This is a genomic window from Corallococcus sp. AB011P (genome assembly GCF_003611605.1).
Classification (GTDB): Bacteria; Myxococcota; Myxococcia; order Myxococcales; family Myxococcaceae; genus Corallococcus; species Corallococcus coralloides.
This window is the reverse complement of record NZ_RAVX01000001.1, coordinates 1145526-1166264: the sequence shown is the minus strand read 5'-3', so window position 1 is coordinate 1166264 and position 20739 is coordinate 1145526. Positions and strand designations below refer to the sequence as shown.

At 70.5% G+C, this 20739-nt stretch carries 19 protein-coding genes; 9 read left to right on the top strand and 10 right to left on the bottom strand.

Annotation, left to right across the window (positions count from 1 at the left end):
- Positions 1 to 13: 13 nt before the first annotated feature.
- The 3 genes from D7X30_RS04965 to D7X30_RS04955 form a co-directional block, all read right to left on the bottom strand.
- On the bottom strand, positions 14 to 1576 hold the full coding sequence (locus D7X30_RS04965) for a hypothetical protein (RefSeq protein ID WP_147443114.1): 1563 nt from the start codon (positions 1574 to 1576) through the stop codon (positions 14 to 16).
- 10 nt (positions 1577 to 1586) lie between these two features.
- Positions 1587 to 2993 (bottom strand): hypothetical protein, encoded by a 1407-nt coding sequence (locus D7X30_RS04960; protein WP_147443113.1) that lies wholly within the window; start codon positions 2991 to 2993, stop codon positions 1587 to 1589.
- Positions 2994 to 3146: 153 nt separating this feature from the next.
- The gene (locus D7X30_RS04955; RefSeq protein ID WP_120561623.1) at positions 3147 to 3887 is read right to left on the bottom strand and encodes an SDR family oxidoreductase; all 741 of its coding nucleotides are present in this window, start codon (positions 3885 to 3887) and stop codon (positions 3147 to 3149) included.
- Positions 3888 to 4041: 154 nt separating this feature from the next.
- Here D7X30_RS04955 and D7X30_RS04950 point away from each other — a divergent pair, with 154 nt between their 5' ends.
- Both D7X30_RS04950 and D7X30_RS04945 read left to right on the top strand, forming a co-directional pair.
- Positions 4042 to 4980, top strand: coding sequence for an AraC family transcriptional regulator (locus D7X30_RS04950; protein WP_120561622.1), 939 nt, complete (start codon positions 4042 to 4044; stop codon positions 4978 to 4980).
- Between the two features lie 97 nt (positions 4981 to 5077).
- Positions 5078 to 5830 carry a ferritin-like domain-containing protein gene (locus D7X30_RS04945; protein WP_120561621.1) on the top strand — a complete coding sequence of 251 codons (753 nt, stop codon included), beginning with the start codon at positions 5078 to 5080 and terminating at the stop codon, positions 5828 to 5830.
- 22 nt (positions 5831 to 5852) lie between these two features.
- Here D7X30_RS04945 and D7X30_RS04940 read toward each other — a convergent pair whose 3' ends face one another.
- Positions 5853 to 6608 carry a hypothetical protein gene (locus D7X30_RS04940; protein WP_120561620.1) on the bottom strand — a complete coding sequence of 252 codons (756 nt, stop codon included), beginning with the start codon at positions 6606 to 6608 and terminating at the stop codon, positions 5853 to 5855.
- Between the two features lie 157 nt (positions 6609 to 6765).
- Positions 6766 to 7344, bottom strand: a complete 579-nt coding sequence (locus tag D7X30_RS04935; protein ID WP_120561619.1) for a hypothetical protein — start codon at positions 7342 to 7344, stop codon at positions 6766 to 6768.
- A 286-nt stretch (positions 7345 to 7630) separates the two neighbouring features.
- Between D7X30_RS04935 and D7X30_RS04930 the strand changes: the two genes are divergently transcribed.
- On the top strand, positions 7631 to 9178 hold the full coding sequence (locus tag D7X30_RS04930) for a hypothetical protein (RefSeq protein ID WP_120561618.1): 1548 nt from the start codon (positions 7631 to 7633) through the stop codon (positions 9176 to 9178).
- A gap of 23 nt (positions 9179 to 9201) precedes the next feature.
- Here D7X30_RS04930 and D7X30_RS41900 read toward each other — a convergent pair whose 3' ends face one another.
- Positions 9202 to 9345: a hypothetical protein gene (locus tag D7X30_RS41900; RefSeq protein WP_158627259.1), complete on the bottom strand. Its 144-nt coding sequence runs from the start codon at positions 9343 to 9345 to the stop codon at positions 9202 to 9204.
- A 73-nt stretch (positions 9346 to 9418) separates the two neighbouring features.
- Between D7X30_RS41900 and D7X30_RS04925 the strand changes: the two genes are divergently transcribed.
- Complete coding sequence (locus tag D7X30_RS04925; protein ID WP_120561617.1) at positions 9419 to 10177, top strand: DUF1338 domain-containing protein; 759 nt, start codon at positions 9419 to 9421, stop codon at positions 10175 to 10177.
- Positions 10178 to 10333: 156 nt separating this feature from the next.
- Positions 10334 to 10900 (top strand): hypothetical protein, encoded by a 567-nt coding sequence (locus D7X30_RS04920; RefSeq protein ID WP_120561616.1) that lies wholly within the window; start codon positions 10334 to 10336, stop codon positions 10898 to 10900.
- A gap of 45 nt (positions 10901 to 10945) precedes the next feature.
- On the opposite strand, the gene D7X30_RS04915 is transcribed toward D7X30_RS04920, so the two are convergent.
- Positions 10946 to 11536: a DUF938 domain-containing protein gene (locus D7X30_RS04915; protein ID WP_120561615.1), complete on the bottom strand. Its 591-nt coding sequence runs from the start codon at positions 11534 to 11536 to the stop codon at positions 10946 to 10948.
- A 163-nt stretch (positions 11537 to 11699) separates the two neighbouring features.
- On the opposite strand from D7X30_RS04915, the gene D7X30_RS04910 reads away from it, so the two are divergent.
- A complete protein-coding gene (locus tag D7X30_RS04910) occupies positions 11700 to 13331 on the top strand; it encodes a cell wall anchor protein (RefSeq protein ID WP_120561614.1) in 1632 nt (543 codons plus the stop codon).
- Positions 13332 to 13470: 139 nt separating this feature from the next.
- Complete coding sequence (locus tag D7X30_RS04905; protein ID WP_120561613.1) at positions 13471 to 15420, top strand: FG-GAP-like repeat-containing protein; 1950 nt, start codon at positions 13471 to 13473, stop codon at positions 15418 to 15420.
- Between the two features lie 27 nt (positions 15421 to 15447).
- Here D7X30_RS04905 and D7X30_RS04900 read toward each other — a convergent pair whose 3' ends face one another.
- Positions 15448 to 16755, bottom strand: coding sequence for a hypothetical protein (locus tag D7X30_RS04900; RefSeq protein WP_147443112.1), 1308 nt, complete (start codon positions 16753 to 16755; stop codon positions 15448 to 15450).
- Positions 16756 to 16914: 159 nt separating this feature from the next.
- Between D7X30_RS04900 and D7X30_RS04895 the strand changes: the two genes are divergently transcribed.
- Complete coding sequence (locus D7X30_RS04895) at positions 16915 to 18195, top strand: amidohydrolase family protein (RefSeq protein ID WP_120561611.1); 1281 nt, start codon at positions 16915 to 16917, stop codon at positions 18193 to 18195.
- A gap of 8 nt (positions 18196 to 18203) precedes the next feature.
- Here the strand turns inward: D7X30_RS04895 and D7X30_RS04890 are convergent, their stop codons facing one another.
- Together D7X30_RS04890 and D7X30_RS04885 are read right to left on the bottom strand one after the other, a co-directional pair.
- Positions 18204 to 18449, bottom strand: coding sequence for a hypothetical protein (locus tag D7X30_RS04890; RefSeq protein WP_120561610.1), 246 nt, complete (start codon positions 18447 to 18449; stop codon positions 18204 to 18206).
- Complete coding sequence (locus D7X30_RS04885) at positions 18446 to 19588, bottom strand: hypothetical protein (protein ID WP_120561609.1); 1143 nt, start codon at positions 19586 to 19588, stop codon at positions 18446 to 18448. The genes D7X30_RS04890 and D7X30_RS04885 overlap by 4 nt, the downstream gene beginning before the upstream one ends.
- 151 nt (positions 19589 to 19739) lie before the next feature.
- Here D7X30_RS04885 and D7X30_RS04880 point away from each other — a divergent pair, with 151 nt between their 5' ends.
- Positions 19740 to 20702 (top strand): hypothetical protein, encoded by a 963-nt coding sequence (locus tag D7X30_RS04880; RefSeq protein WP_147469227.1) that lies wholly within the window; start codon positions 19740 to 19742, stop codon positions 20700 to 20702.
- The last annotated feature ends 37 nt before the right edge of the window (positions 20703 to 20739 follow it).

Below are 20739 nucleotides of genomic sequence, written 5' to 3'. Positions count from 1 at the left end.
CCGCGGCGTGGGTTCATTCGGGGGCAAGGACTTCGAACTGGCAGGTGGAGTCCCCGAGCGTGGCCGTGGAGTCCGTCCACAGGTCGATGTTGTAGGTCCCGGACGTGGGGGCATTGATGCTCTGCACCCAGCGTTGGCCTACATGTTCCCGGGTGGACTGCACCCAGGTGCCCAGGCCCAGGCTGACGTCCGCGTACAGCTGCACCTGCCCCGGGGTTTCCTTCCAATCACAGCTGAACTGGTAGCGCTGACCGGCGGTGCCCTGGAACGAAAGGACGTCGTGGTCCAGCAGGTCCGGGATGCGAACGGACACGGTCTGCATGGGTCCCGTGAGCCGCGTCGCCGTGGCCAGGGTGTCGCCGTGGTCATCCGCGCCCAGGTCCTCGATCTGGAGCATGTAGTGCCCCTGCACCCAATACGCCGGCACGGCGGGATTGATGTTCACGCTCACGAAGTGCGGAGTCTGGGACGTCTTGAAGGCCGTCCTCGTGCGGTCACCCGGCGGACCGGTGAACTCGCCGCCCGGTCTGGCATTGCGAACCTCGCAGGCCTTGTCGCCGTCGATGGTGCATGACACCCGGTAGTGGTGACCGGCCAGGACGCCCAGGGAGAAGACGTCCGTGTCCGTGACGGTTTCAATCTTCGCCTGCACGGACGAGGTGCCCGCTTCGAGCCGGGTGGCGGTCTCCACGGTGTCGCCGTGGTCCTCCGCCCCCATGTCCTTCAGGACGCACGAATACGGCTGGGTGGTGGTGTTGTCCTGCTGGTCCTTGATGGATGCGAAGAAGACGCCCCCCGGAGACTTGAAGGCCGTGGCGGCATGGTTCTGCAGGGTTGTGTCGTTGTTCGCGACGCCGTAGCGCTGCCCGCGATCATTGATGATGGACAGGTCCCAGTACGGCGTGGGGAAGGTGCAGTCGAGCGCGTAGACCTTGCCCGCCACGGTCTTGAAGGAGAGCAGGTCCCGTTCTCCCCAGTGCTCCCCTTTGCCCACCAGTACCTGCTCCGAGGGCGTCCAGGGTGTCGCCGTGGTGGGCAGGTCGCCGTGGTCGTCCGGCCCCATGTCCACGAAGCGGAACGTGAAGGGCCGCAGGGCAGCCTCCGACGCCTGCGACACCTCCACGGTATGAAAGACGTTGCCCTTCAGTCCCGACCAATGCCGGGTGATGACGGAGGAGGTGGGGGGTAGCAGGCCTTCATACGCGAGCGTCGTGAAAGTCCCTTCCGCCATGCTCAAGTAGTGGCCGTCGTTCTCCGCTTCGATGATGAAGTCGTAGTGGTGTCCGGCCTGGGTGAGGAAGGCGAACCGGAGCGGCACGCCCCAATCGCCCCACGGGACGGAGTGGACCTCCGTGAACGACGGCGTCAGCAGCGTGTGGCCCTCCGGGATGACGGGCGGTGGTTGCTCCGTCGAACCGGCGTCCGACCCCGCGTCCGGCTCGGTCCCGGCATCGGTCCCCGCGTCGACGGAGGTGCCGGCGTCAGGGCTGGGGTCGTCCTTGGAATCACAAGCGCCCAGCGTGAACAGACAGGCGCCGAGCATGAAGGCAGACAGGGATTGTTTCAGCATGGGCATGGATGGGTGTTCAGGGGGTGAGCGCTTCGAACTGGAAGGTGTATTCCCCCAGGTTCGTGTCGACGTCCGCGGAGAAATTGATGCAGTAGGTCCCCGTCGTCGGGGCCGTGAAGGTCTGGACCCAGTTCGAACCGATGTGCGCGCGGGGCACCTCCTGGTCGACACCCGACATGTTGGTGACGATGGAGCGCACCTGCCCCTGACCCTCCCTCCACGGCGAGCTGAACTGGTAGCGCTGTCCGGCGGTGGTCTCGAAGGAGAAGACGTCGTGGTCGACGGGGACGAAGAGGTGGGCCCGGACGGTCTGCGACGGCCCCGTGAGCGGCGTCGCCGTGAACGGGAAGTTGCCGTGGTCATCCGGGCCCAGGTCCTCGAACTGGAGGGTATAGGGGAGCGCCCGCCACTGTGCCGGAACGACGCCGTCCCCCTGCGTCCACACGGTGTGCAGGGAGCCCCCCGCTTCGAAGGTCACACCCGGCCGAGAGGTGGACTGTTCGAAGCCCGGCTTCGCATGGACGATGCAGGGCTTCGAATCCTCCAGGGTGCATGACACGCGGTAGAAGCGCCCGGGCACGACCTCCAGATCGAAGACGTCCACGTCCTCGACGTAGTCGAGCTTCCCCTGCGCGGACGTCGTGCCCCGGGGCAGTTGGGTCGCCGTGGTTAACAGGTTTCCGTGGTCGTCCAGGCCCATGTCCCTCAACACGCAGCTGTACGTCCCTGACGACGGAGCCGGACTCCGGTCCTGGATGGAGACGACGTGCCGCCCGCCCTGGGACCTGATGGCCGTGGCGGCCCGCGTCTGCGTGAACGGGAAGCTGCCCACGACGCTGTAATACCCCTCCGTGAGCTTGAAGAAGGACAACTGCCAGTCCCCGGTCGGGAAGGCGCAGTCGATGGCGTAGACATGGTCCGCCACGGTCTCGAAGGCGAACGTGTCCTGCTCACCCGCATGCTCGCCCCGGCCCGTCAGAGGCTGTTCGGAGGGAACCCACGGGGTCGCCGCGAGGGGCAGGTCCCCATGGTCATCAGGCCCCTGGTCCACGAAGCGGAAGCTCAGCGATTCCCCTGCCGCGTAGCTCTCCTGCGTGAGCTCCACGGTGTAGACGGCACCGTCGGAGAGCCCCGACCAGTGCCAGGTGAAGGGGACGCCTGACTTGCTGGGGCCGGACTGGCTCAGCGTGACGGCCGCTGCGTCACGCAGGGTCAGGACGTAGCCCTGCGACCGCCCCTCCGCGGCGAAGTCATAGTGCTGCCCGGCCCGGGCCACGAAGGCGAACCGGATCGACGTCACCGCCGCGTCCCAGGCCACGGTCTGGCGCTCCGCCGACGGCGTCAGCAGCGTATGTCCTTCCGGGATGACAGGCGGTGGCGGTTCTGTCGGGCCGGCATCCGACCCCGCATCCGGGTCGGTCACGACGTCAAAGTAGTCCTTAACACAGGCGCTCAGCATGAGCAGACAGGCGCCGAGCATGAAAGCAGACAGAGGACGTCTCAAGACAGGCATAGGATGGGCTCCCCCTCAGAGGACTCCCACCCTATGCCATGACTGACATCCGCCCAACCACTCTCAGTATGGGCTCGACGTGGGGCGGATGATGATCTCGCTCACGTCCACGTCCGCGGGCTGGCTGATGGCGTAGCCGATGGCGCGGGCGATGGCGTCCGCCGGAATGGCATCCTTGCGGAACTCACGCATGTACTCGCGCGACGCCGGGTCGCTGATGCTGTCCGCCAGCTCCGACGTGGTGACCCCGGGCGAAATCACCGTCACCCGGATGTCCGCGCCCACCTCCTGGCGCAGGCCTTCGGAGATGGCCATCACCGCGAACTTCGTGGCGCAGTACACCGCCGCCGTCGGGCTCACCGCGTGCCCGCCAATGGAGGACAGGTTGATGAACTGCCCCGACTTCTGGCGCTTCATCACCGGCAGCCCCGCGGCGATGCCGTGCAGCACGCCCCGGATGTTCACGTCGATCATCCGGTTCCACTCGTCCAGCTTCAGCTCCTCCAGCTTGGACAGCGGCATCACCCCCGCGTTGTTGATGAGCACGTCCAGCCGCCCGAACTCCTTCAGCGTGAAGGCCACGAAGCCCTCCACGTCCTCGCGCTTCGTCACGTCCAGCGGCCGGTAGCGCACCTCGCCGCCCTTCGCCCTCAGCTCGCCCGTCAGCGCCTCCAGCCGGTCCGTCCGGCGCGCGCCCAGCACCACCTTCGCTCCCTGACTGGCGAGCAGGCGGGCTGTCGCCTCGCCAATGCCGCTGCTCGCTCCCGTGATGGCCACCACCTTGCCCTGGATGTCCGTCGTCATCGCTTTTGTCCTCGCGCTTGGGCCCGGCGCGAAGGGCGCCGGGGATGACCGCACCCTCTCAAGGAGCGTGGGGACGGCGTTATCCGGATGCTCGCGGACTCTTGCCCATTCCTGCACGAGCGCCCATCCCCGGCAGGAGTTAGAACGGACGCACATGCCGACCGCCCGCCCCACCTCCGACCTGAGCCCGCACCTGTCCGAGTTGGCGACGCTCCTGGAGCGCCACACGCCCACGGACGGCATCCACGCCACCGCCATCCCCCGCATGGTGCTCATCCGCGCCTCCCACCCCTCCACGCCCCTGCACGCGCTGCAAGAGCCGGCGCTGTGCATCGTGGCTCGGGGCCGCAAACAGGTGCTCCTGGGCGACGAGCTGTATGTCTATGGCCCGGACCAGTGCCTCGTCGCGTCCGTGGACCTGCCCGTCACGGGGCAGGTGGTGGAGGCGTCTCCCGAAGCGCCCTACCTCTGCTTCCGATTGGACCTGGAGCCCGGGCAGCTGGGCAGCCTGATGATGGAGGCGGCGCTGGAGCCGCCCGGCCCCACGGACATGGTCCGGGGCCTGGCCCTGGGGCCCGTGGGCGCGCCGCTGCTGGACGCGACGGCGCGGCTGGTGCGGCTGCTGGACACGCCGCGCGACATCCCCGTGCTCGCGCCGCTCGTCATCCGTGAAATCCTCTACCGCCTGCTGTCCGGCGAGAACTCCGAACGGCTGCGGCGCATCGCCGTGGCGGACAGCCGCCGCGAGTCCGTCACCCGCGCCATCCACTGGCTCAAGGAGCACTACGCCGCGCCGCTGCGCATCGAGCGGCTGGCGCGCACCGTCCACATGAGCCCGTCCGCGCTCCACCACCACTTCAAGTCCGTCACCGCCATGAGCCCGTTGCAGTACCAGAAGCAGCTGCGGCTCCAGGAGGCCCGCCGCCTGATGCTGGCCCAGGCCATGGACGCGGCCATGGCCGGCCACTCCGTGGGCTACGAGAGCCCGTCCCAGTTCAGTCGCGAGTACAGCAGGATGTTCGGTGCACCACCTTCGCGTGACATCGCGAGGCTGCGGGAGTCCCTCGCTTCCGCCCCGGCGGCGGTGCGCTAGCCCCCAGGGCCGATGGCGGGCCCGGCGCATCGTTTCCACGTTGTGCCCTCCTTCCGAGGCCATCGCACCGGAAGACATCCCTGGCGGGAGGGGCGCGATGTCATCTGGTGAAGGTGGAGACTGGGGACTGAAGCACACGGCGGAACAGCTCACCGCCGAGGAGCTGGAGCAGGTGGCCCGTGAGGGGCCGCTCCGGGACTCCGCCCTGCCCCGCTCGGGCAGCGCCGTGCGGTTCCTGCGGGTGCACCTCATGCGCATCGCGGGACACCTGGGCGAGTTGCACCTGCCGGACCTCAAGGAGGTGGTGGGCCATGCGCTCCAAACCGTGGAGGGCCCCACGCCCCTGCTCTTCGTCGCCCAGCTGAGGGAGCGGCTCGCCTTCGAGCGGACCAGTTCACGGCTCTACGCGGGCCTGCTGGTGAAGACCCATGCTTTGGGCAGCTACCCGGGAGGCCCCACGCCGGAGCGGCTGGTGGAGCTGCACAACCAGGAACTGGACCACCTGAACCTCATCCGCGAGTGCATCTACCGGCTCGGCGTGGACGTGCCCCAGCTGACGACGCCCGGGGACGGCGCGGATCCGCGGCCCCATGGGCTGCTCCGGGCCGTGGACGACCCGTGCGCCACGCTCCCGGACGCGCTGCGCGCGGTCCTCATCTCCGAAATCCTCAACAACGCCGGCTGGGCGATGCTCGTGGACCTGGCCCAGGAGCTGGGACCGCCCGACCTGGTGGACGCCTTCCGCGACGTCCTGCGCGAGGAGACGCTCCACCTGGAAGAAGTCACCACCTGGGTCGCCAACCTGCCGGACGACGTCCGCGTCACCGACGCGCGGGTCTCCGCCAGCTGAGGCGTTCAGCGGGGCATGAACCTCAGGCGTGACGGCGCTCGCGCAGGGGTTCGACCTCGCGGCGCAGCCGGGCCACGGAGAGGCCCAGGAACACCAGCATCCCCACCAGCAGCCCGCCGCCGAAGGCGAGCCCCAGGAGCCACGGCTGGAACGAGCGCACCAGCCCGCCCGCGACGCCCAGGCTGAAGGCTCCGCCCAGCCGCGTCAGCGCCGCGTCCCGGCAGGCCACGGCTTCGGCCCCCTGGCGCCCCTCGCATTCGGGAAAGACGGAGCCCAGCTCCTGGCGCGACTGCTCCACCATGGTGGTCGCCATCCGGCCCGCGGTGGCGGACAGGCTCTGACCCAACGGACCTTCTCCCTCTGGCCCCAGCTGACGCTCCAGCTCCGCGCTCAGCCCCTTCGCGACCTGCGAGGCCATCGTCGAGGAGTAGGTCTCGAACCCCGAGCCTCCCGTCCCGGTGCCACCGGATGCGTGCCCCAGGACTCCGCCGGGAACCTCCGCCACCGGCCCGCCCGACGGCGGGTCCCCTGGCGCGGTGGGCGGAGTCTCTGGCCGGGTGACCGCGTCGAGCATTCCGCGCGCGGCCTGCTCTGCTTCGCGGCGGGCCAAGGCGTCGTCGGTGGCCTGCTCCTCGGCGGTCTTCTCCGCCTCATGCTCCTGGATGGACTCCAGGGCGCCCTCCGTGCCCTGCTTCGCCACGTCATGGGCGATGGCACCACACCCCGTGCTCCCCAGGAGTACGAGCATCGCCAGCCCCACGGCCTTCACGTCGCGCATGCCGTCCCTCCCCGGTGGCATCTCTCCGCCACGGGTTCAACCTAGGGACCGAAGGGAACGCGCGACGCAGAGGCGGAAGGGATGCCCCTTGCCCGCCTGCCGGCCACCGCGCCCCTGTCACCCGCGCGGCTGTCCAGCAAGCAGGCGAACCCCTGTATCAGCGGGCCACGGGCCGCCTCCGGGCGACGCGCTCCCGCACGGTGGCGATGAAGGCCGGCTTGTCCGCGCTGCCCTTCACGCCGTCGAAGTCCAGGTCCAGGTTCTCGGCCACGGCCCGGAGGTATTCCAGACAGGGCTCGTCCTGGGGCGTCTTGCCTTCGGCGAACAGCGGATGGCAGACAGGGCAGTAATTGACCACCCAGACGCGCTCGCCCTCTGGAATCTCCAGCGAGACAGGGCTGCCGTCACTCATGTCCTCTTCGTACGGCTCGATGCGCCAGACGCCCGTGGAGTCATCGTCGTCCATGAGCAGCTGCCGGTAGTTGAGGCTGGGGACGAACTCCCAGTCGCCCCAGTCGTAGCCGAAGGACTGCGTCCGCGTGCGGCGGGCGCGGCTCCGGGCTTCCTCGAAGGCGTCCGCGTCCTCCGGCGCCTCGTCGGCGACGAAGAAGAACAGGTCCAGGAGGGCCTCGTCGTTGCCGAAGCCCTCCTCCTCGCACTCCTTGCCGGTCTTCTCACCGCACTCGAATGACGAGGGAGGACCGCAGACACTGCATCGGTAGTCGTGGACGCCCATGGCTGGAGCCTACCAGTCCCACCGCGTCACTCCTCGGGGGCCTCCGCCTCCGGCACGTCGAAGGTGCACGTCGGCTGGCCGCCATCCGCACTCGCCCCTGACCCTGGTGAGGTCTTTCAGCAAGAGGAAGGACGAAGCGCAGCAGGCGCGGGCCAGGAGCGGCAGCACGACGCGCGGCGGATGGGACATGGCCTTCATCCCATCCGGAGGGCCGTGGAGGCATGGCCCGGCCCGGTGGGCACGACCCGCCGGGCCGCGTGCCTCCGTATGAGGAGGCATGCGAGTCATGGACCTCCGCCGGACGCGGTACCTGCTGGGCGCCCTGCTGTCGTGGGGCGCCGCCGCCTGCCATGGGACGGACGGGCCTGCATCCCCGTGTGAGGGCTCGGAGTGCGCGGTGCCCGGGCTCACCCGGGCGTTCGAGCAGGGCACGCCGTCCGCCCAGACGCAGCCGCGCGGGGACTTCGGGGGCCTCAAGGTGCGGCGGGCCTCTGGACGCACCTTCGTGCTGGAGACGACGCGGGACGCGGAGGGACGGGACACCCGCCGGCTCACCGTGTCCGCGCAGGACGGCACGCGACCGTGGCGGTTCGACGCCGCGGCCGGTGACCACCTGAGCGACTTCACCGTGCATCCGTCCGGAGAGGTCACCCTGAGCGTCGAGCGCACCGGCGCGACCGCGGAGGCCTACGACCTGGTGCGCCTGTCCGCCGAAGGCCAGGTGCTGTCACGGCAGCCCCTGCCCGCGCCCGCGACGGTGCCCGGCGCGGACCTGGGAGACACCCTGCCCTCCCCCGCGTTCCGCATGAAGTCGCCCTGGGTCCACGCCCTCACCGACGGCTGGCTGCGCACGGAGGCGCGCGGCGAGGACGTGGCCGTGGCCTTCCTGTCGCTCGTGGCCATTCCGGAAGGCGGGCCCGCCACCCAGGACCTGGCGTCAGGCATGATGACGCTCCAGTGGATGGACGGGCGCTACACCGAGCAGTGGACCCGCGTCGTCGACGGGCGCCACTCCACGCAGCCGGCCGCCTGGGCCTATGACGAGTTCCGCTGGCGCGAGGCCCCGCTCCGGCCGCTGCTCGCGGTGGACTCGGACGGCCGGCTGGTGGTGGGCCGCACGTGGAACAGCTCCCGATGCCTGGCCTCCAGCCGCACGTTCAACGACTTCACCTCCGTGCACTGCCGCTCCGGCGACGACGTCACCACGCCCGCGGACACCGAACGGCAGCCCTTCGCCGTGACGGCCTTCACGCCCGTGGGGACGCGCATCGGGACGCACGTCTTCGTCCCTGTCCGGGCGGCGGAGTTCGTCGTCTTCGACATGGCGGTGCGCGACGGGGAGGTGGCGCTCGCGGGCACCGTGGTGACGGAGGGCTCGGATGGCGCCATCGCCTGGTACCCGTCCTCGCCGGGCGCGCAGGACCGGATGACGCCCTACGACGGTTACCTGGGCGTGCTGTCGCTCGACTCGGGCGCCCTGCGCTTCGAGCACCGCGTGGACACGGGCCGCGCGGACCACTTCTCCGCGCTGCGCTGGACGGACGCGGGACTGGCGGCCGTGGGCGCGTCCGGCTGGGACCGGTGGTACGGCGGGATGAGCATCTCGCGCGGCGCCGGGGCCCTGCTCGCGCTCGCGTCCACCGACGGCCAGACGGTGCGCACGCGGCGGCCCGGCCCCGAGGGACAGGGCCGCCATTTCCACCTGCTGGGAGTGGACGCGGACGGGGACTCGCTGGTGGCGGTGGGGCTCGCGGAGGCGCCGATGACGCACTCCGGAGACGACGGTCACCTGGAGGCGATGACCTTCGGCGGGCTCACGGTGGAGCTGCGCTGAAGCCACCCGCGCGACCCACGGGCTCAGTACGCCGGCGACACGTAGCAGAAGTCAGACAGGTAGGGGCAGTCCTGCGGGCAGCTGTAGGAGTTCTCCGCGCTGGGGTCGCAATAGCTGTCATCGCAGACGGCGCACAGGCCGGCGGAGGACGCGGACGCGAACCCCATGGGGCTCACGTAGCAGAATACGGTTCGAGGATGGCGCTCAAAGCCCCAGGGAGCGCGGCGTAGACTGCCGGGCATGACGACCTCCGCTTCCGACGCCTCGCAGTTCCTGGACCTGCTGTGGGAGCGCTACGCCTCCGAAGTCCCCTTCGCGCGCACCTTCGTGACGCTGTCCGGGGGACACTTCCGCAACGACCACGTCGCGTTCCGCACCCTCGCGCGGCCGGAGGGAGGCATCGCCCTCTTCTCCCGCGTGTTCGAGCGGTTCGGGTGGAAGCCGGCCGGCGCGTACACGTTCCCGGACGCGCACCTGTCCGCCATCTACCTGTCGCATCCGGACGGCCTGCCGCGCGTCTTCCTGTCCGAGCTGAAGCAGGAGGAGCTGTCGCCCCGCGCCCGCGAGCTGCTCGCCGCGCTGCCGGTGGATCCGCCGCCGCCGGAGGACGTGGAGGCGCTCGCGGCGTGGTTCACGGCGCCGCAGCCTCCGGACGAAGCCGCGCTGCTGGAGCTGGAGAAGGAGACGCAGTACGGGGCGTGGCTGCTGGCCTTCGGCCGCAAGGTGAATCACTTCACCGGCGCGGTGGACGACGTGGAGGCGTGGCAGCGGCGCATGCGCGAGGCGGGCGTGCCCATGAAGGCGGACATCGAGGGCGCGCCCGGCACTTCGCTCCGGCAGACGGCCACGCACGCGGCCCCGCTGCCCCTGACGCTCCGGGGCGGTGGCACGCGCTCGTGGCCGTATGCGTACTTCGAAATCGCCCAGCGCTCGGGAGGGTTCGACGGGTTCCTGGGGCCGCAGGCCCGCGCGCTGTTCGACATGACGAAGCGGGGCTGAGGCTCGCGGCCCGGAGAGGGGCGTGTCGGCTCCGCGATGGAGCTGTCCATCCCCGGGGTGGGGCCTTCAGGCAAGGCAGCGCGGAGGACGTGTTGCGAGGGCTGGGACGCCTCTCCACCTTGCCGCACGACAAACCCACGACAGAGGAGGCACACCATGCCCATGTCCCGACTGCCGCTGATGCTCGCCGCGACCGCTGCGCTTTGTTTCTCCGCGGGTTGTTCCAAGAAGGGGATGCACAAGGAGGAGTCCAAGGAGCCGATGTCCGCCACCGCGATGTCGTCCACGGGGGACCAGCGCTGCCCCATGTCGGTCCCGGGCGCGCAGGTCCAGACGCAGGACACGTCCGACGGCGTGGCGCTCATGTTCACCACGTCCGACCCGTCGCAGGTGTCAGACCTCCAGACGCGCGCCCGGCGGATGCTGAAAGAGCAATCCAAGGGCTCCAGCGAGGAGACGCCCATGGGCATGGCGCGAGCGGAGGACCTGGGCGACAGCTCCATGGAGATCCAGGATGGCCTCGACGAGAGCGCCACCGGCGGAGGTGGCGCCCAGGGCATGGCCGGGGCGCCCACCGTCCCCGCCAAGGCCGTGGCCACGGACACGCCGCAGGGCATCACCATCACCTACTCCGCGCAGGACCAGATGCAGAAGCGCCAGCTCATCGACGAGGTCCACGAGACCGCCCGTCAGCTGAAGGGTGGCCTCTGCCCCGGCATGTAGCCCACGCGCCGGGACGGCGTGATGAACGCCGTCCCGGTGGAAGTCCTACCGGCGGAACACCACCGTGAGGTTGTTGCTCGGCATCTCCACCACGCGCTCGCGCTGGAGCCCGTGGCGCGCCGCCTCGGTGGTCACCGCGCCCAGCTCGCGCACGCCCCAGGACGGATCGCGTGCGCGGAGCGACTCGTCGAAGGCGAGGTTGCTCGGCGCGGTCTCCCTTCCCTCCACGAAGTAGGGGCCGTACAGCACCAGCCGTCCGCCCGGGCGCAGCACCCGCGCCGCGCCCCGCATCAATCCCTGGCAGGCCGCCCACGGCGCGATGTGGATCATGTTCACGCAGAGCATGGCGTCCGCGTGTTCCACCGGCCATGCGTCCGAGCTCGCGTCCAGCCAGCGCGCGGGCAGGACGTTGGCCAGCCCGTCCTCCACGCGCCACGCGTCGATGCTCTCCAGCGCCGCCGGGTCGCCATCCGTCGGCTGCCAGGTCAGGCCCGGTAACGCCTTCGCGAAGAAGGCCGCGTGCTGGCCGGTGCCGCTCGCCACCTCCAGCAACGTGCCCTCCGTGGGCAGCACCTCCCGGAGGACGGCGAGGAGCGGTTCGCGGTTGCGTTCGGTGGCCGGAGCGTGACGCTTCATGCCCTCTCCTCTTCCACACCCGCGCACACGAGGGAAGGCCGGTCGCGGAAGATTGCAATCACAGCCAACACGACAACCTCCGCGCACGGAATCCGCAACACTTTCCGGGTCCTTTCGAAAACCTCCTGCTTCAACTCGCCTCATCCCCCAGGCAGGAGTGACCTTGACGTTCTTCAACCGGAATGTTTCACGCATGCTGTGCTCGGTGTCTCTGCTCGCGCTCTCAGGCTGCGGGCCGCTGGAAGCGGACGCTCCCTCCCTCCCCGAGCAGGAGGTCGCGACCGCCCGGCAGGCGGTGTCCACCATCGCGTACCGGAGCAGCGCCACGGCGGGCGGCAGCACGCGCACGTCGCTGAGCATCGCGAAGCCCACGGGCACGGCGGTGGGTGACGTGCTGCTCGCTCGCATCATCAACCGCAACAACGTGGCCGCGGTGGCGACACCGCCCGCGGGCTGGACGCTGGTGCGCTCGGACCAGAGCGCTTCGCAGCTCAAGGCGTGGATCTTCTACAAGGTCGCCACCGCGTCCGAGCCTTCCACGTACGCGTTCACCCTCGACATCGCCAGCTACATGGCCGGCAGCATCTCCGCGTTCTCCGGCGTGGACACGGCCAACCCCATCGACGCGCAGACGGGCCAGAAGAACGGCCTCACCTCCAGCTTCAACACGCCCGCCCTCTCCACCAGCACCGCCAACGGCGTCGCGGTGTGGTTCGGCTCACAGCTGTGGACCGGCGCCGCGTGCCCGGCGAGCCCCATCGTCCCGCCCGCGGGCTTCACCGAGCCCGTGGACACCTGCCTCGTGTCCTCGTCCACGGGCGTCATCTACAACGTGGCCCACAAGGACCTGGGCGCCGCGGGTGCGCAGGGTTCGTTCAACGGTTCGTCCCCGTACGCGGAGACGAACACCGCGCAGGTGGTGGCGCTGCGCGCGGCCAACGCCTCCGCCTCCTGCTCCGTGGGGGACACCTTCTCCACCGCGTACACCACCCAGGGCACCGTGACGGCCACCGCGCTGGTGGAGCCGTCCGGCATCGCCGCCAGCCGCCTCACGCCGGGCGTCCTCTACGCGCACAACGAGGACACCACCGCCATCGTCGCCATCAGCACCGCGGACGCGAGCACGCAGGGCACCTTCACCGTGTCCAACGTGACGCCCGCGGACTGGGAGGACGTCGCCACCGGCCCGTGCCCCGCGGGCCAGTGCATCTACATGGGCGACATCGGCCGCTCGAGCGCCAACTTCCCCACGCCGCCGTCCACCTTCGCCGTCTACCGCATCCCGGAGCCCGACATCGGCGCGGGCCAGACGAGCGGAAACCTCACCGCCGAGGCCTTCCCCTTCCAGTACCCGGACACGCCCAAGGACGCGGAGACCATCATGGTCCACCCCACCACGGGCGACATCTACATCGTCACCAAGTCCTATTCGGGCGCGAGCAAGGTCTACAAGTTCCCCCAGCCGCTCCCCACGCCGGGCACCATGAGCACGCTCGTGTTCGTGGCCAACCTCCCGCTGCCCACCACCACGGACACCAACTACGGCGCCGCCACGTCCGGCGCCATCCACCCCTGCGCCAACCGCTTCCTGCTGCGCACCTACCGCAAGGTGTATGAGTTCCGCGCCGCCACCGGCGCGGCCTTCGAGACCGCGTTCGCCGCCACGCCCGTCTCCCTGACGGACACCGTGGAGGGCCAGGGCGAGGCCATCGAGTACGACCCGACCGGCACGGCCTATTACACGATGAGCGAGTCGCCCTCGCCCTTCCGGCTCAAGCGCGTCGTGCGCCAGTAGCTCGCAATCGCAGTCATCCCCAGGCCGCGTCCGGCTCCCGGGCCGGGCGCGGCCTTTCGTGCGCCGTAAGACAGCCACGCCGAGACAGCACGTTGGCGGATTTTATGCTATTTCTCGTTTTCCATGTATAATCGCATCCATGCGATGCTTCCGTCCCCGTCTCGCGCGCGCCGCCGCGCTGCTTTCGGTGTTCACTCCGCTGGTGGCCTGCGGGCCGGACGGAGGCGCGCCGTCCTCCCCTGACGCGCTGCCCGGGCAGTCGCGGGCGTTGGCGGCGACGGGCCACCAGGCGTTCCGGGTGATGACGTACAACGTGCGCGGTCCCCTGGACACGGGCGTGCGCGCGTGGCCCAACCGCAAGGCGGCGGTCCTCCAGCGCATCCTCGCGAACAACGCGGACATCGTCGGCGTGCAGGAGGCCCAGGCGCCCTCGGGCGGCCCCAGCATCCCCGCGGACCTCATCGCGGGGCTCACGGGCGCGGACAAGCCCTACGGTGTCTACAACCCGGGCGGTGGCAGCCCGAAGCTCGTCTTCTTCAAGAAGAGCCGCTTCGAGATTGCCCCGGAGGTAGGCCAGGGCAACGAGGCGCTCGTGAATCCCTATGCCTCCAGCGAGACATGTTTCAGCCACGCGGAGGGCAAGAAGATTGCCTGGGTGGGCCTGCGAGACCTGGCCTCCGGTCAGGTGTACTTCGTGGCCAACACGCACTTCGCCTACGCGGCGGCGTGCTCCCTGGGGCGGCTGCGGGAAGCCGAGCAGATGGCGTCGTTCCTGGCCACGAAGCCCGGGGGTCTGCCGGTCATCGCCATGGGGGACTTCAACTCCGACGCGCAGGGCCAGTCCACGCCGGGGGAGACGACCATCGCGGACCTGGAGGGCGGGGCCCGGCTGTTCCGCACCGCGCGCTTCGACGGCGTGACGGGCGTGGACGACGCCACGTTCAACAACGCGTGGAACGGCTCCACGTCCACGAAGTACCAGCGGCTGGACTACATCTTCCACAACGGGGGCGCGCTCACCTCGTCCGCGCCCGCCATCGACCGGACGGAGAGCGGCGGCCTCACGCCGTCGGACCACTACCCGGTGCTCGCGACCATCCGCCCGTCCATCTTCACCGCGGGCTCCACCCTTTCGCCGACGCCCAGCGGCACGTCCACCAGCACGCAGCTGTTCTTCGCGGACGTCACCGGTGACGGCTGCGCGGACCGCATCACCTGGAACTACGCGGTGGGCGAAGGCGAGACGTGGGTGGCGAAATCGAAGTGCGACGGCGGCTTCGCCCCGGCGGTGAAGAACACGGGCGCGACGAGCGGGGTCGCCACCACGCGCTTCTTCTTCGCGGACGTCACCGGCGACGGGTGCGCGGACAAGGTCCTCTGGCGCCCCAACCTGGGGGACGGCGAGGTGCGCATCTACCCCGCGAAGTGCGACGGCACCTTCGGCGACCGCGTGGCCGTCACCCAGGCGGCGAGCACCAGCGACGCCACGCGCTTCTTCTTCGCGGACATCACCGGCGACGGGTGCGCGGACCTGGTGCGCTGGAACCCCACGCAGAAGTCCGGCGCCTTCGACACCTTCGTGTCGAAGTGCAACGGCACGGTGTCCTTCGGAGCCGCGGTGACGAGCACGACGGGAGCGAACACGAGCGCGGGCACCCGCGTGTACTTCGCGGACGTGGACGGTGACGGCAAGGCGGACCGCATCCTCTGGAATCCGGCGCAGGAAGGGGGCCGCACGCGCGTGTACCGCTCCACCGGCGCGGGCGCGTTCGCGCTGTTCTTCCTGCACGAGGCGGGCACCAGCGGCGTGGACACGTCCCGCTTCTACTTCGCGGACGTGGACGGCGATGGCAAGGCGGACAAGGTCTTCTGGCGGCCGGGCTTCCGCGAGGGCCGGATGCAGATCTACCCGAGCACCGGCAGCAACTTCGCGGGCAGCCCGGTGATGGACAACACGGGCTTCAGCAACTCGGAGAACACGGACTTCTTCCTCGCGGACATCGACGGCCGGGACGGCGCGGACAAGGTGTACTGGAACCCCGGCAACTACGACGGCGACACCAAGGTGTTCCGCGCGCTGGCGCCGTAACGCCAGCACGCGGCAGGGCGCGCGCCATCAGTCCTGGAGGACGGAGTAGCCGTACGTGTTCGAACTCCACGAGTCCGGTTCGAACACCGGGCGGGCCGCCTGGTAGAGGTCCTGGTAGCCGTGGCCCTTCCCCAGGGAGCGGGAGGACCACTGCACGAAGTAGCGGCCCGCGCCGAGCTCCCGCAGCGGCGACACCTCCGCGGGGAGGATGAAGGGGGTGAAGCTGTCCACGGTCGCGGGGGCGGTGACGTACCAGTCGAGCTCCGGCGCCTGCTGGGGAATCATGCGAATCGTCACGCTGTGCACGGCGGGGTCGGCGCTCCAGCGCAGCGTCAGCCCGGAGCGCGGTCCCGAACCGGGCGCCGCCTCCGTGCCCGCCACAGGCGAGGTGAGCGTCACGGGCTCGGGCAGGGCCAGCGACGTGACACCCCCAGCGGCCAGCGGCGCGTTCACGACCACCCGCCCGGATGAGATCCGCTCATCGCTGCCCGCCGTCGCGGACAAGCGGACGTCCACGGTGTCGAACGGCGGCGTCCGGGCCATGGCCGGGACCTCGATGGGCGTGGCGCCGGGGGTGCTCGTGGTGAAGAGGTACTCCGACCCGAGCGTGAAGGTGGCGGTGGCGCTCGACAGCGCCCCATAGGGCTGGAGGTTCGTCACTTCCACCGGCAGCCGCTGGTCCAGCGGGTGGTCCAGGGGGATGACCAGCCCGCGGGTGGTCCGCCCCTCTCCCACTGCGAGGTCCCGCAGCAGTCCCACGGCCGAAATCCGGCCGGTGTTGTCGGTGTTGTCGGTGACGAACAGCGCCACCTGGCCGGGGTTCTCCCCCCGGACGTCGACGCTGAAGGTGCCGTCCGCCTGCGTGTGGGTGATGCCCGCGAAGCCCTTCCCCACCACGCGCACCTGCGCCGGTCTTCCCAAAAGGTTCGTCACGCGGCCAGCGAGGGTGGCCTGCCGGCTGCCCGGGAAGCCCGCGAGCGAGCCGAAGCCGGAGCGGACCCACACCTCCGTGCCCTCCACGTTCAGCGTCGTGCTTGCCCACACCTTGCCGTCGCCCACCATGACGACGGTGATGTCCTGAGGGCCGGTGATGGCCGCGTCATGGAACCGCGCGATGCCGTCGCGGCCCAGCGGCTGACGGAAGCGGCTGCCGTCCCCCAGGAGGACGGTGATGCCCTGCATGTCGCCAAGGCCGGCGACGAAGTCCCACCAGTCCGAATGGACGATGAGGGTGGCCGGGCCTTCTGGGCCCGCATCCGGAGAGTGGGTGGGCGGGTCGGTCTTGTCGCCACAGGCGACGCACAGCAGCACGGCGAGCACAATCAAGCGATGCAATGAAGGTCCCCCAGCAGAACGATGCGGCATTCGAAAGCCGGCCCCCTGACGCAGGAACCCGCTCCAGCTGACGGCGTGCACGAAGAAAAGCACTCCAAGGCCCCTGCCCCACGAACCCATGGCCCCGGACGGTGCGACGCGCGCAGACTGCGCTCCCACATGCGCGCCCTGCTCTTCGCCACCGTCCTGTCCGGGGTCCTCGGCTCCGCGTCCGCGCGGGCCCAGGCCCCTGCCCGCTCCTACGTGCTGCGCCCGGCGCGCGTCTTCGACGGCACCACGCCCAAGCCCCACACGGGCTGGGTGGTGGTCGTCACCGGCGAGCGCATCGTCGCGGCGGGACCGTCGCAGGGCGTGAAGGCGCCGGAGGGAGCGGAGGTCATCGACCTGCCCGGCGCGACGCTGCTGCCCGGGCTCATCGAGGGCCACTCGCACCTGTTCCTGCATCCGTACAACGAGGCGAACTGGAACGACCAGGTGCTCAAGGAGTCCCTGGCGCTGCGCGTGGCGCGGGCCACGAACCACGCGAAGGCGACGCTCATGGCGGGCTTCACCACCACGCGCGACCTGGGCACGGAGGGCGCGGCGGACGCGGACGTGGGCCTCAAGCAGGCCATCGACCAGGGCATCATCCCGGGCCCGCGCATGGTCGTCACCACGCGCGCGCTGGTGGCCACCGGCAGCTACGGCCCCAAGGGCTTCGCGTCCGAATGGACGGTGCCCCAGGGCGCGGAGGAGGCGGACGGCGTGGACGGCCTCACGCGCGCGGTGCGCGGGCAGATGGGCCGCGGCGCGGACTGGATCAAGGTCTACGGCGACTACCGCTGGGGCCCGCGCGGCGAGGCGCTCCCCACCTTCTCCCTGGACGAGCTGCGCCTCATCGTGGAGACGGCGAAGAGCGGCGGGCGTCCGGTGGCCGTGCACGCCAGCACGCCGGAGGGCATGAAGCGCGCGGTGCTGGCCGGAGCGGAGAGCATCGAGCACGGAGACGCTGGCACGCCGGAGGTCTGGAAGCTGATGGCCCAGCGGGGCGTGTTCCTGTGCCCCACGCTGGCGGCGGGCGACGCCATGCTCCAGTACCGGGGCTGGAAGCGCGGCGTGGACCCGGAGCCCGAATCCGCGAAGAAGAAGCGCGAGGGCCTCAAGGCCGCGCTGGCGGCGGGCGTGCCGCTGTGCGTGGGTGGGGACTCGGGCGTCTTCACGCACGGGGAGAACGCGCGCGAACTGGAGCTGCTGGTGGCCAGCGGCGTGACGCCCGCGCAGGCGCTCCAGGCGGCCACCTCCGGCAACGCGCGGATGCTGCACTGGGAGGACCGCATCGGGCAGGTGAAGGCCGGGCTCTTCGCGGACCTCGTCGCCGTGGAGGGCGACCCCACGCAGGACATCCGCGCCGTGCGCAAGGTGCGGTGGGTGATGAAGGGCGGCACGCTGTACCAGCGCTGAAGCGGCGCTCAACGCCTCGCATGGAGGACGCGGCCGAGCAGGACGTCCGCGAGCCCCGCCAGCAGCAGCACCGGCGCGGCCAGCACCGCGCCGAACCAGGACAGCGCATAGAGGACTCCGAAGCCCATGCTCCAGGGACCGCCCACGACGGTCCCGGACAGCACGCCCACGGACTCACGGCCTCCGCCCAGGTGCAGCGCCAGGAAGAGCGCGCCGATGCCCAGCGCGGCAATGACATACGGGTGTCGCATCATCGGTGCGCCTCCAGGTGCGGCGCCCGCGCGAGACGCCAGAGAGGTCCTTCGACGAGCGCGTACAGCAGCACCGCGTCCGCGAGCGGATTGCCCGCCGCGAAGCGCAAGCCGGTGTCGTCGTGCACCGGGAACGCCGCGAAGTGGAGGCTCGTGAGCAGCCCGTCCAGCGCCGCTTCGTCGTCGAACGCCGCCGCCCCCACGAGCGCGAGCCCGCTGGAGCCCGCGTTCGCGTTCACCCACGGAATCGTGGGCCCGGAGTCGATGTCCTGCACCGCCTCCGCCGCCTCTGGCCACTCCCCCGCCCACGCGAAGCCCAGCGCCTGTCCCAGGAGCGCTGCGCGGGCCCGCTGGTACTGGTCGCTCGCGAAGTCCGCGTCCACCACCTGGAGCATGTGCGCGGCGAGCCACAGCGTGGAGCCCTCCGGCCCATCCTTCGTCACGCCTTCATAGGTGAAGCTGGACACGAGCAGACCGGTCCGACTGTCGGACAGGTTCTCCCGCGCGGAGGCCACCCACCGGCGCAGGAGCGCGCCATGGTCCCGCCCGTCCACCCTGTCCGACAGGCGCAGCGCCGCGAGCGCCACCGTGTTGCAGAAGGTCCAGCCCTCGTCCGGATAGCTCTCCGCCGCGAGCACCGGCGCGCGCTCCAGCTGTCCGGCGATGAGGTCCACACGCTCGCGCAGGAGCGGCGTGTAGTCCGCGCGCTTCTCCACCATCTGGCGCGCGGCGAGCATCAACGCCAGCTCACCGTCCACGAAGAGGCTGCGCCCGGCCGGGTCCTTGAAGGGGCCCGCGTGCACGTAGGGCAGGAAGAAGGCCTCGTGCGCCCGCCGTTCGTCTCGCAGCGTCCGGGCGATGAGCGCGTCCACGACGGCCAGGTGCTCCGCCCTTCGCGCGGGCTCCGACAACGCGAGGTTCGCGAACGACAGCACGGAGAAGGTGCGCACCATCAGGTCCCACTCCGGGTTCGAGCGGTGGAGCACGTCGCGCTCCGCGCTCGACTCCTGGAGCGAGAACGCGCGTTGGCGAAGGGCCAGCGCCGCCGTCAGCGCTTCCCGGTCGCGGGGCCGGAACAGGAGGTGGAGCGCTGGCAGCCACACCGCCACGGCCAGCACCAGCAGCACGAGTTTGCGTCGCATGCGCGGCAGTCTCCGTCGCGGGCAGGGCCGCATCGTGGCGCCTCGGGCCGGACGGTCGGCCCCGCGCACTGAACGGTCGCGGTCCCATCCGAACCGGCGCATCCCGCGAACGCCTTGTCCCAATCCTCCGGCCCCGCGTGTCTCAAGCGCCATGAAGACACACGGCTGGAAGGCCCTGGGCGTGGGGACGTTCTTGTTCGGAGGGGGCATGGTGCTGCCCCCTTCCGCGGAGGCGTGCAGCGGAGTGCCCTGCTACCCCCGATGGATTGATTTCCCGATGCCGGCGGACGCGGTCGTGCCCGCGAACGTGCCGGCGCTGGTGATGGCGTCGCCTGGATGGCCCCCCGTCGACAGCGGGAGTCTGCGCCTGCGCACGGAGGATGGCGCCGACGTGGAGGCACGGCTCCTGTCAGGCCCTCGCGGAAGCGGGGTCCTCGTCCCGGCGGCGCCGCTCGTGCCGGGGACCGGCTATCGGCTGGAGGGCTACAGCCCATGCCCGGGAGCTTCTGAGGAAGAGAACGCCGCGGCGACGACGTTCACCGCGGGCCCGGCGGTCGCGCTTCCCGCGACGTCGGGGACCCTGCAAGCCGGACCCGAGCAGCACGGATCCTTCCCGGTCCATGGCGGCGCTTCCTGTTCGACGGAGGTGGAGGGCAGCGAGGTGACGCTGGCGTTCACACCCGCACCGGAGCTGGTGCCCTTCCTGCCGTGGGTGCACTGGACGCTGGAAGTGGATGGGCAGCCTTGGGCCACCGCACCGCACGGCGCGGTGGAGCCGGCGGGCACTCTCCGCTTCTTGAACCGGCTCCAGTACCCGCATGCACTGCTCACCGTGTACTCGGTCTGCGAGTTCCCTCGGCAACAGCCGCCCCCCACGGACCAGGGGCTCGCGCCCGGAAGGCATGTGGCCACGCTGCGTCCGGTGCTCGAACAGTCCCCCACGCCGCTTCCCGCCCTGGAGGTCTCCTTCGAGCTGACGTGCCCCAAGGAAGAGCCCGAGCCCAAGGCTCCGCGAACCGAGGGGTGCTCCCAGGCGGGCGGAGGCCTCGCGGCGTTCGGGCTCCTGGCCACGCTCCGGCTCTGGCGACGCATGCCGCGCACGAATCGTCCCTGAGCGATGTCCCAACGTCCCGGGCTCCCGTGTCTGATGA

What these genes read in the sequence shown, in the direction of transcription:
- D7X30_RS04965 (WP_147443114.1), bottom strand. Translation starts at nt 1,576, where the DNA reads ATGCCCATGCTGAAACAATCCCTGTCTGCCTTCATGCTCGGCGCCTGT.
- D7X30_RS04955 (WP_120561623.1), bottom strand. Translation starts at nt 3,887, where the DNA reads ATGACGACGGACATCCAGGGCAAGGTGGTGGCCATCACGGGAGCGAGC.
- D7X30_RS04950 (WP_120561622.1), top strand. Translation starts at nt 4,042, where the DNA reads ATGCCGACCGCCCGCCCCACCTCCGACCTGAGCCCGCACCTGTCCGAG.
- D7X30_RS04945 (WP_120561621.1), top strand. Translation starts at nt 5,078, where the DNA reads ATGTCATCTGGTGAAGGTGGAGACTGGGGACTGAAGCACACGGCGGAA.
- D7X30_RS04940 (WP_120561620.1), bottom strand. Translation starts at nt 6,608, where the DNA reads ATGCGCGACGTGAAGGCCGTGGGGCTGGCGATGCTCGTACTCCTGGGG.
- D7X30_RS04935 (WP_120561619.1), bottom strand. Translation starts at nt 7,344, where the DNA reads ATGGGCGTCCACGACTACCGATGCAGTGTCTGCGGTCCTCCCTCGTCA.
- D7X30_RS04930 (WP_120561618.1), top strand. Translation starts at nt 7,631, where the DNA reads ATGGACCTCCGCCGGACGCGGTACCTGCTGGGCGCCCTGCTGTCGTGG.
- D7X30_RS41900 (WP_158627259.1), bottom strand. Translation starts at nt 9,345, where the DNA reads ATGGGGTTCGCGTCCGCGTCCTCCGCCGGCCTGTGCGCCGTCTGCGAT.
- D7X30_RS04925 (WP_120561617.1), top strand. Translation starts at nt 9,419, where the DNA reads ATGACGACCTCCGCTTCCGACGCCTCGCAGTTCCTGGACCTGCTGTGG.
- D7X30_RS04920 (WP_120561616.1), top strand. Translation starts at nt 10,334, where the DNA reads ATGCCCATGTCCCGACTGCCGCTGATGCTCGCCGCGACCGCTGCGCTT.
- D7X30_RS04915 (WP_120561615.1), bottom strand. Translation starts at nt 11,536, where the DNA reads ATGAAGCGTCACGCTCCGGCCACCGAACGCAACCGCGAACCGCTCCTC.
- D7X30_RS04905 (WP_120561613.1), top strand. Translation starts at nt 13,471, where the DNA reads ATGCGATGCTTCCGTCCCCGTCTCGCGCGCGCCGCCGCGCTGCTTTCG.
- D7X30_RS04895 (WP_120561611.1), top strand. Translation starts at nt 16,915, where the DNA reads ATGCGCGCCCTGCTCTTCGCCACCGTCCTGTCCGGGGTCCTCGGCTCC.
- D7X30_RS04890 (WP_120561610.1), bottom strand. Translation starts at nt 18,449, where the DNA reads ATGATGCGACACCCGTATGTCATTGCCGCGCTGGGCATCGGCGCGCTC.
- D7X30_RS04885 (WP_120561609.1), bottom strand. Translation starts at nt 19,588, where the DNA reads ATGCGACGCAAACTCGTGCTGCTGGTGCTGGCCGTGGCGGTGTGGCTG.
- D7X30_RS04880 (WP_147469227.1), top strand. Translation starts at nt 19,740, where the DNA reads ATGAAGACACACGGCTGGAAGGCCCTGGGCGTGGGGACGTTCTTGTTC.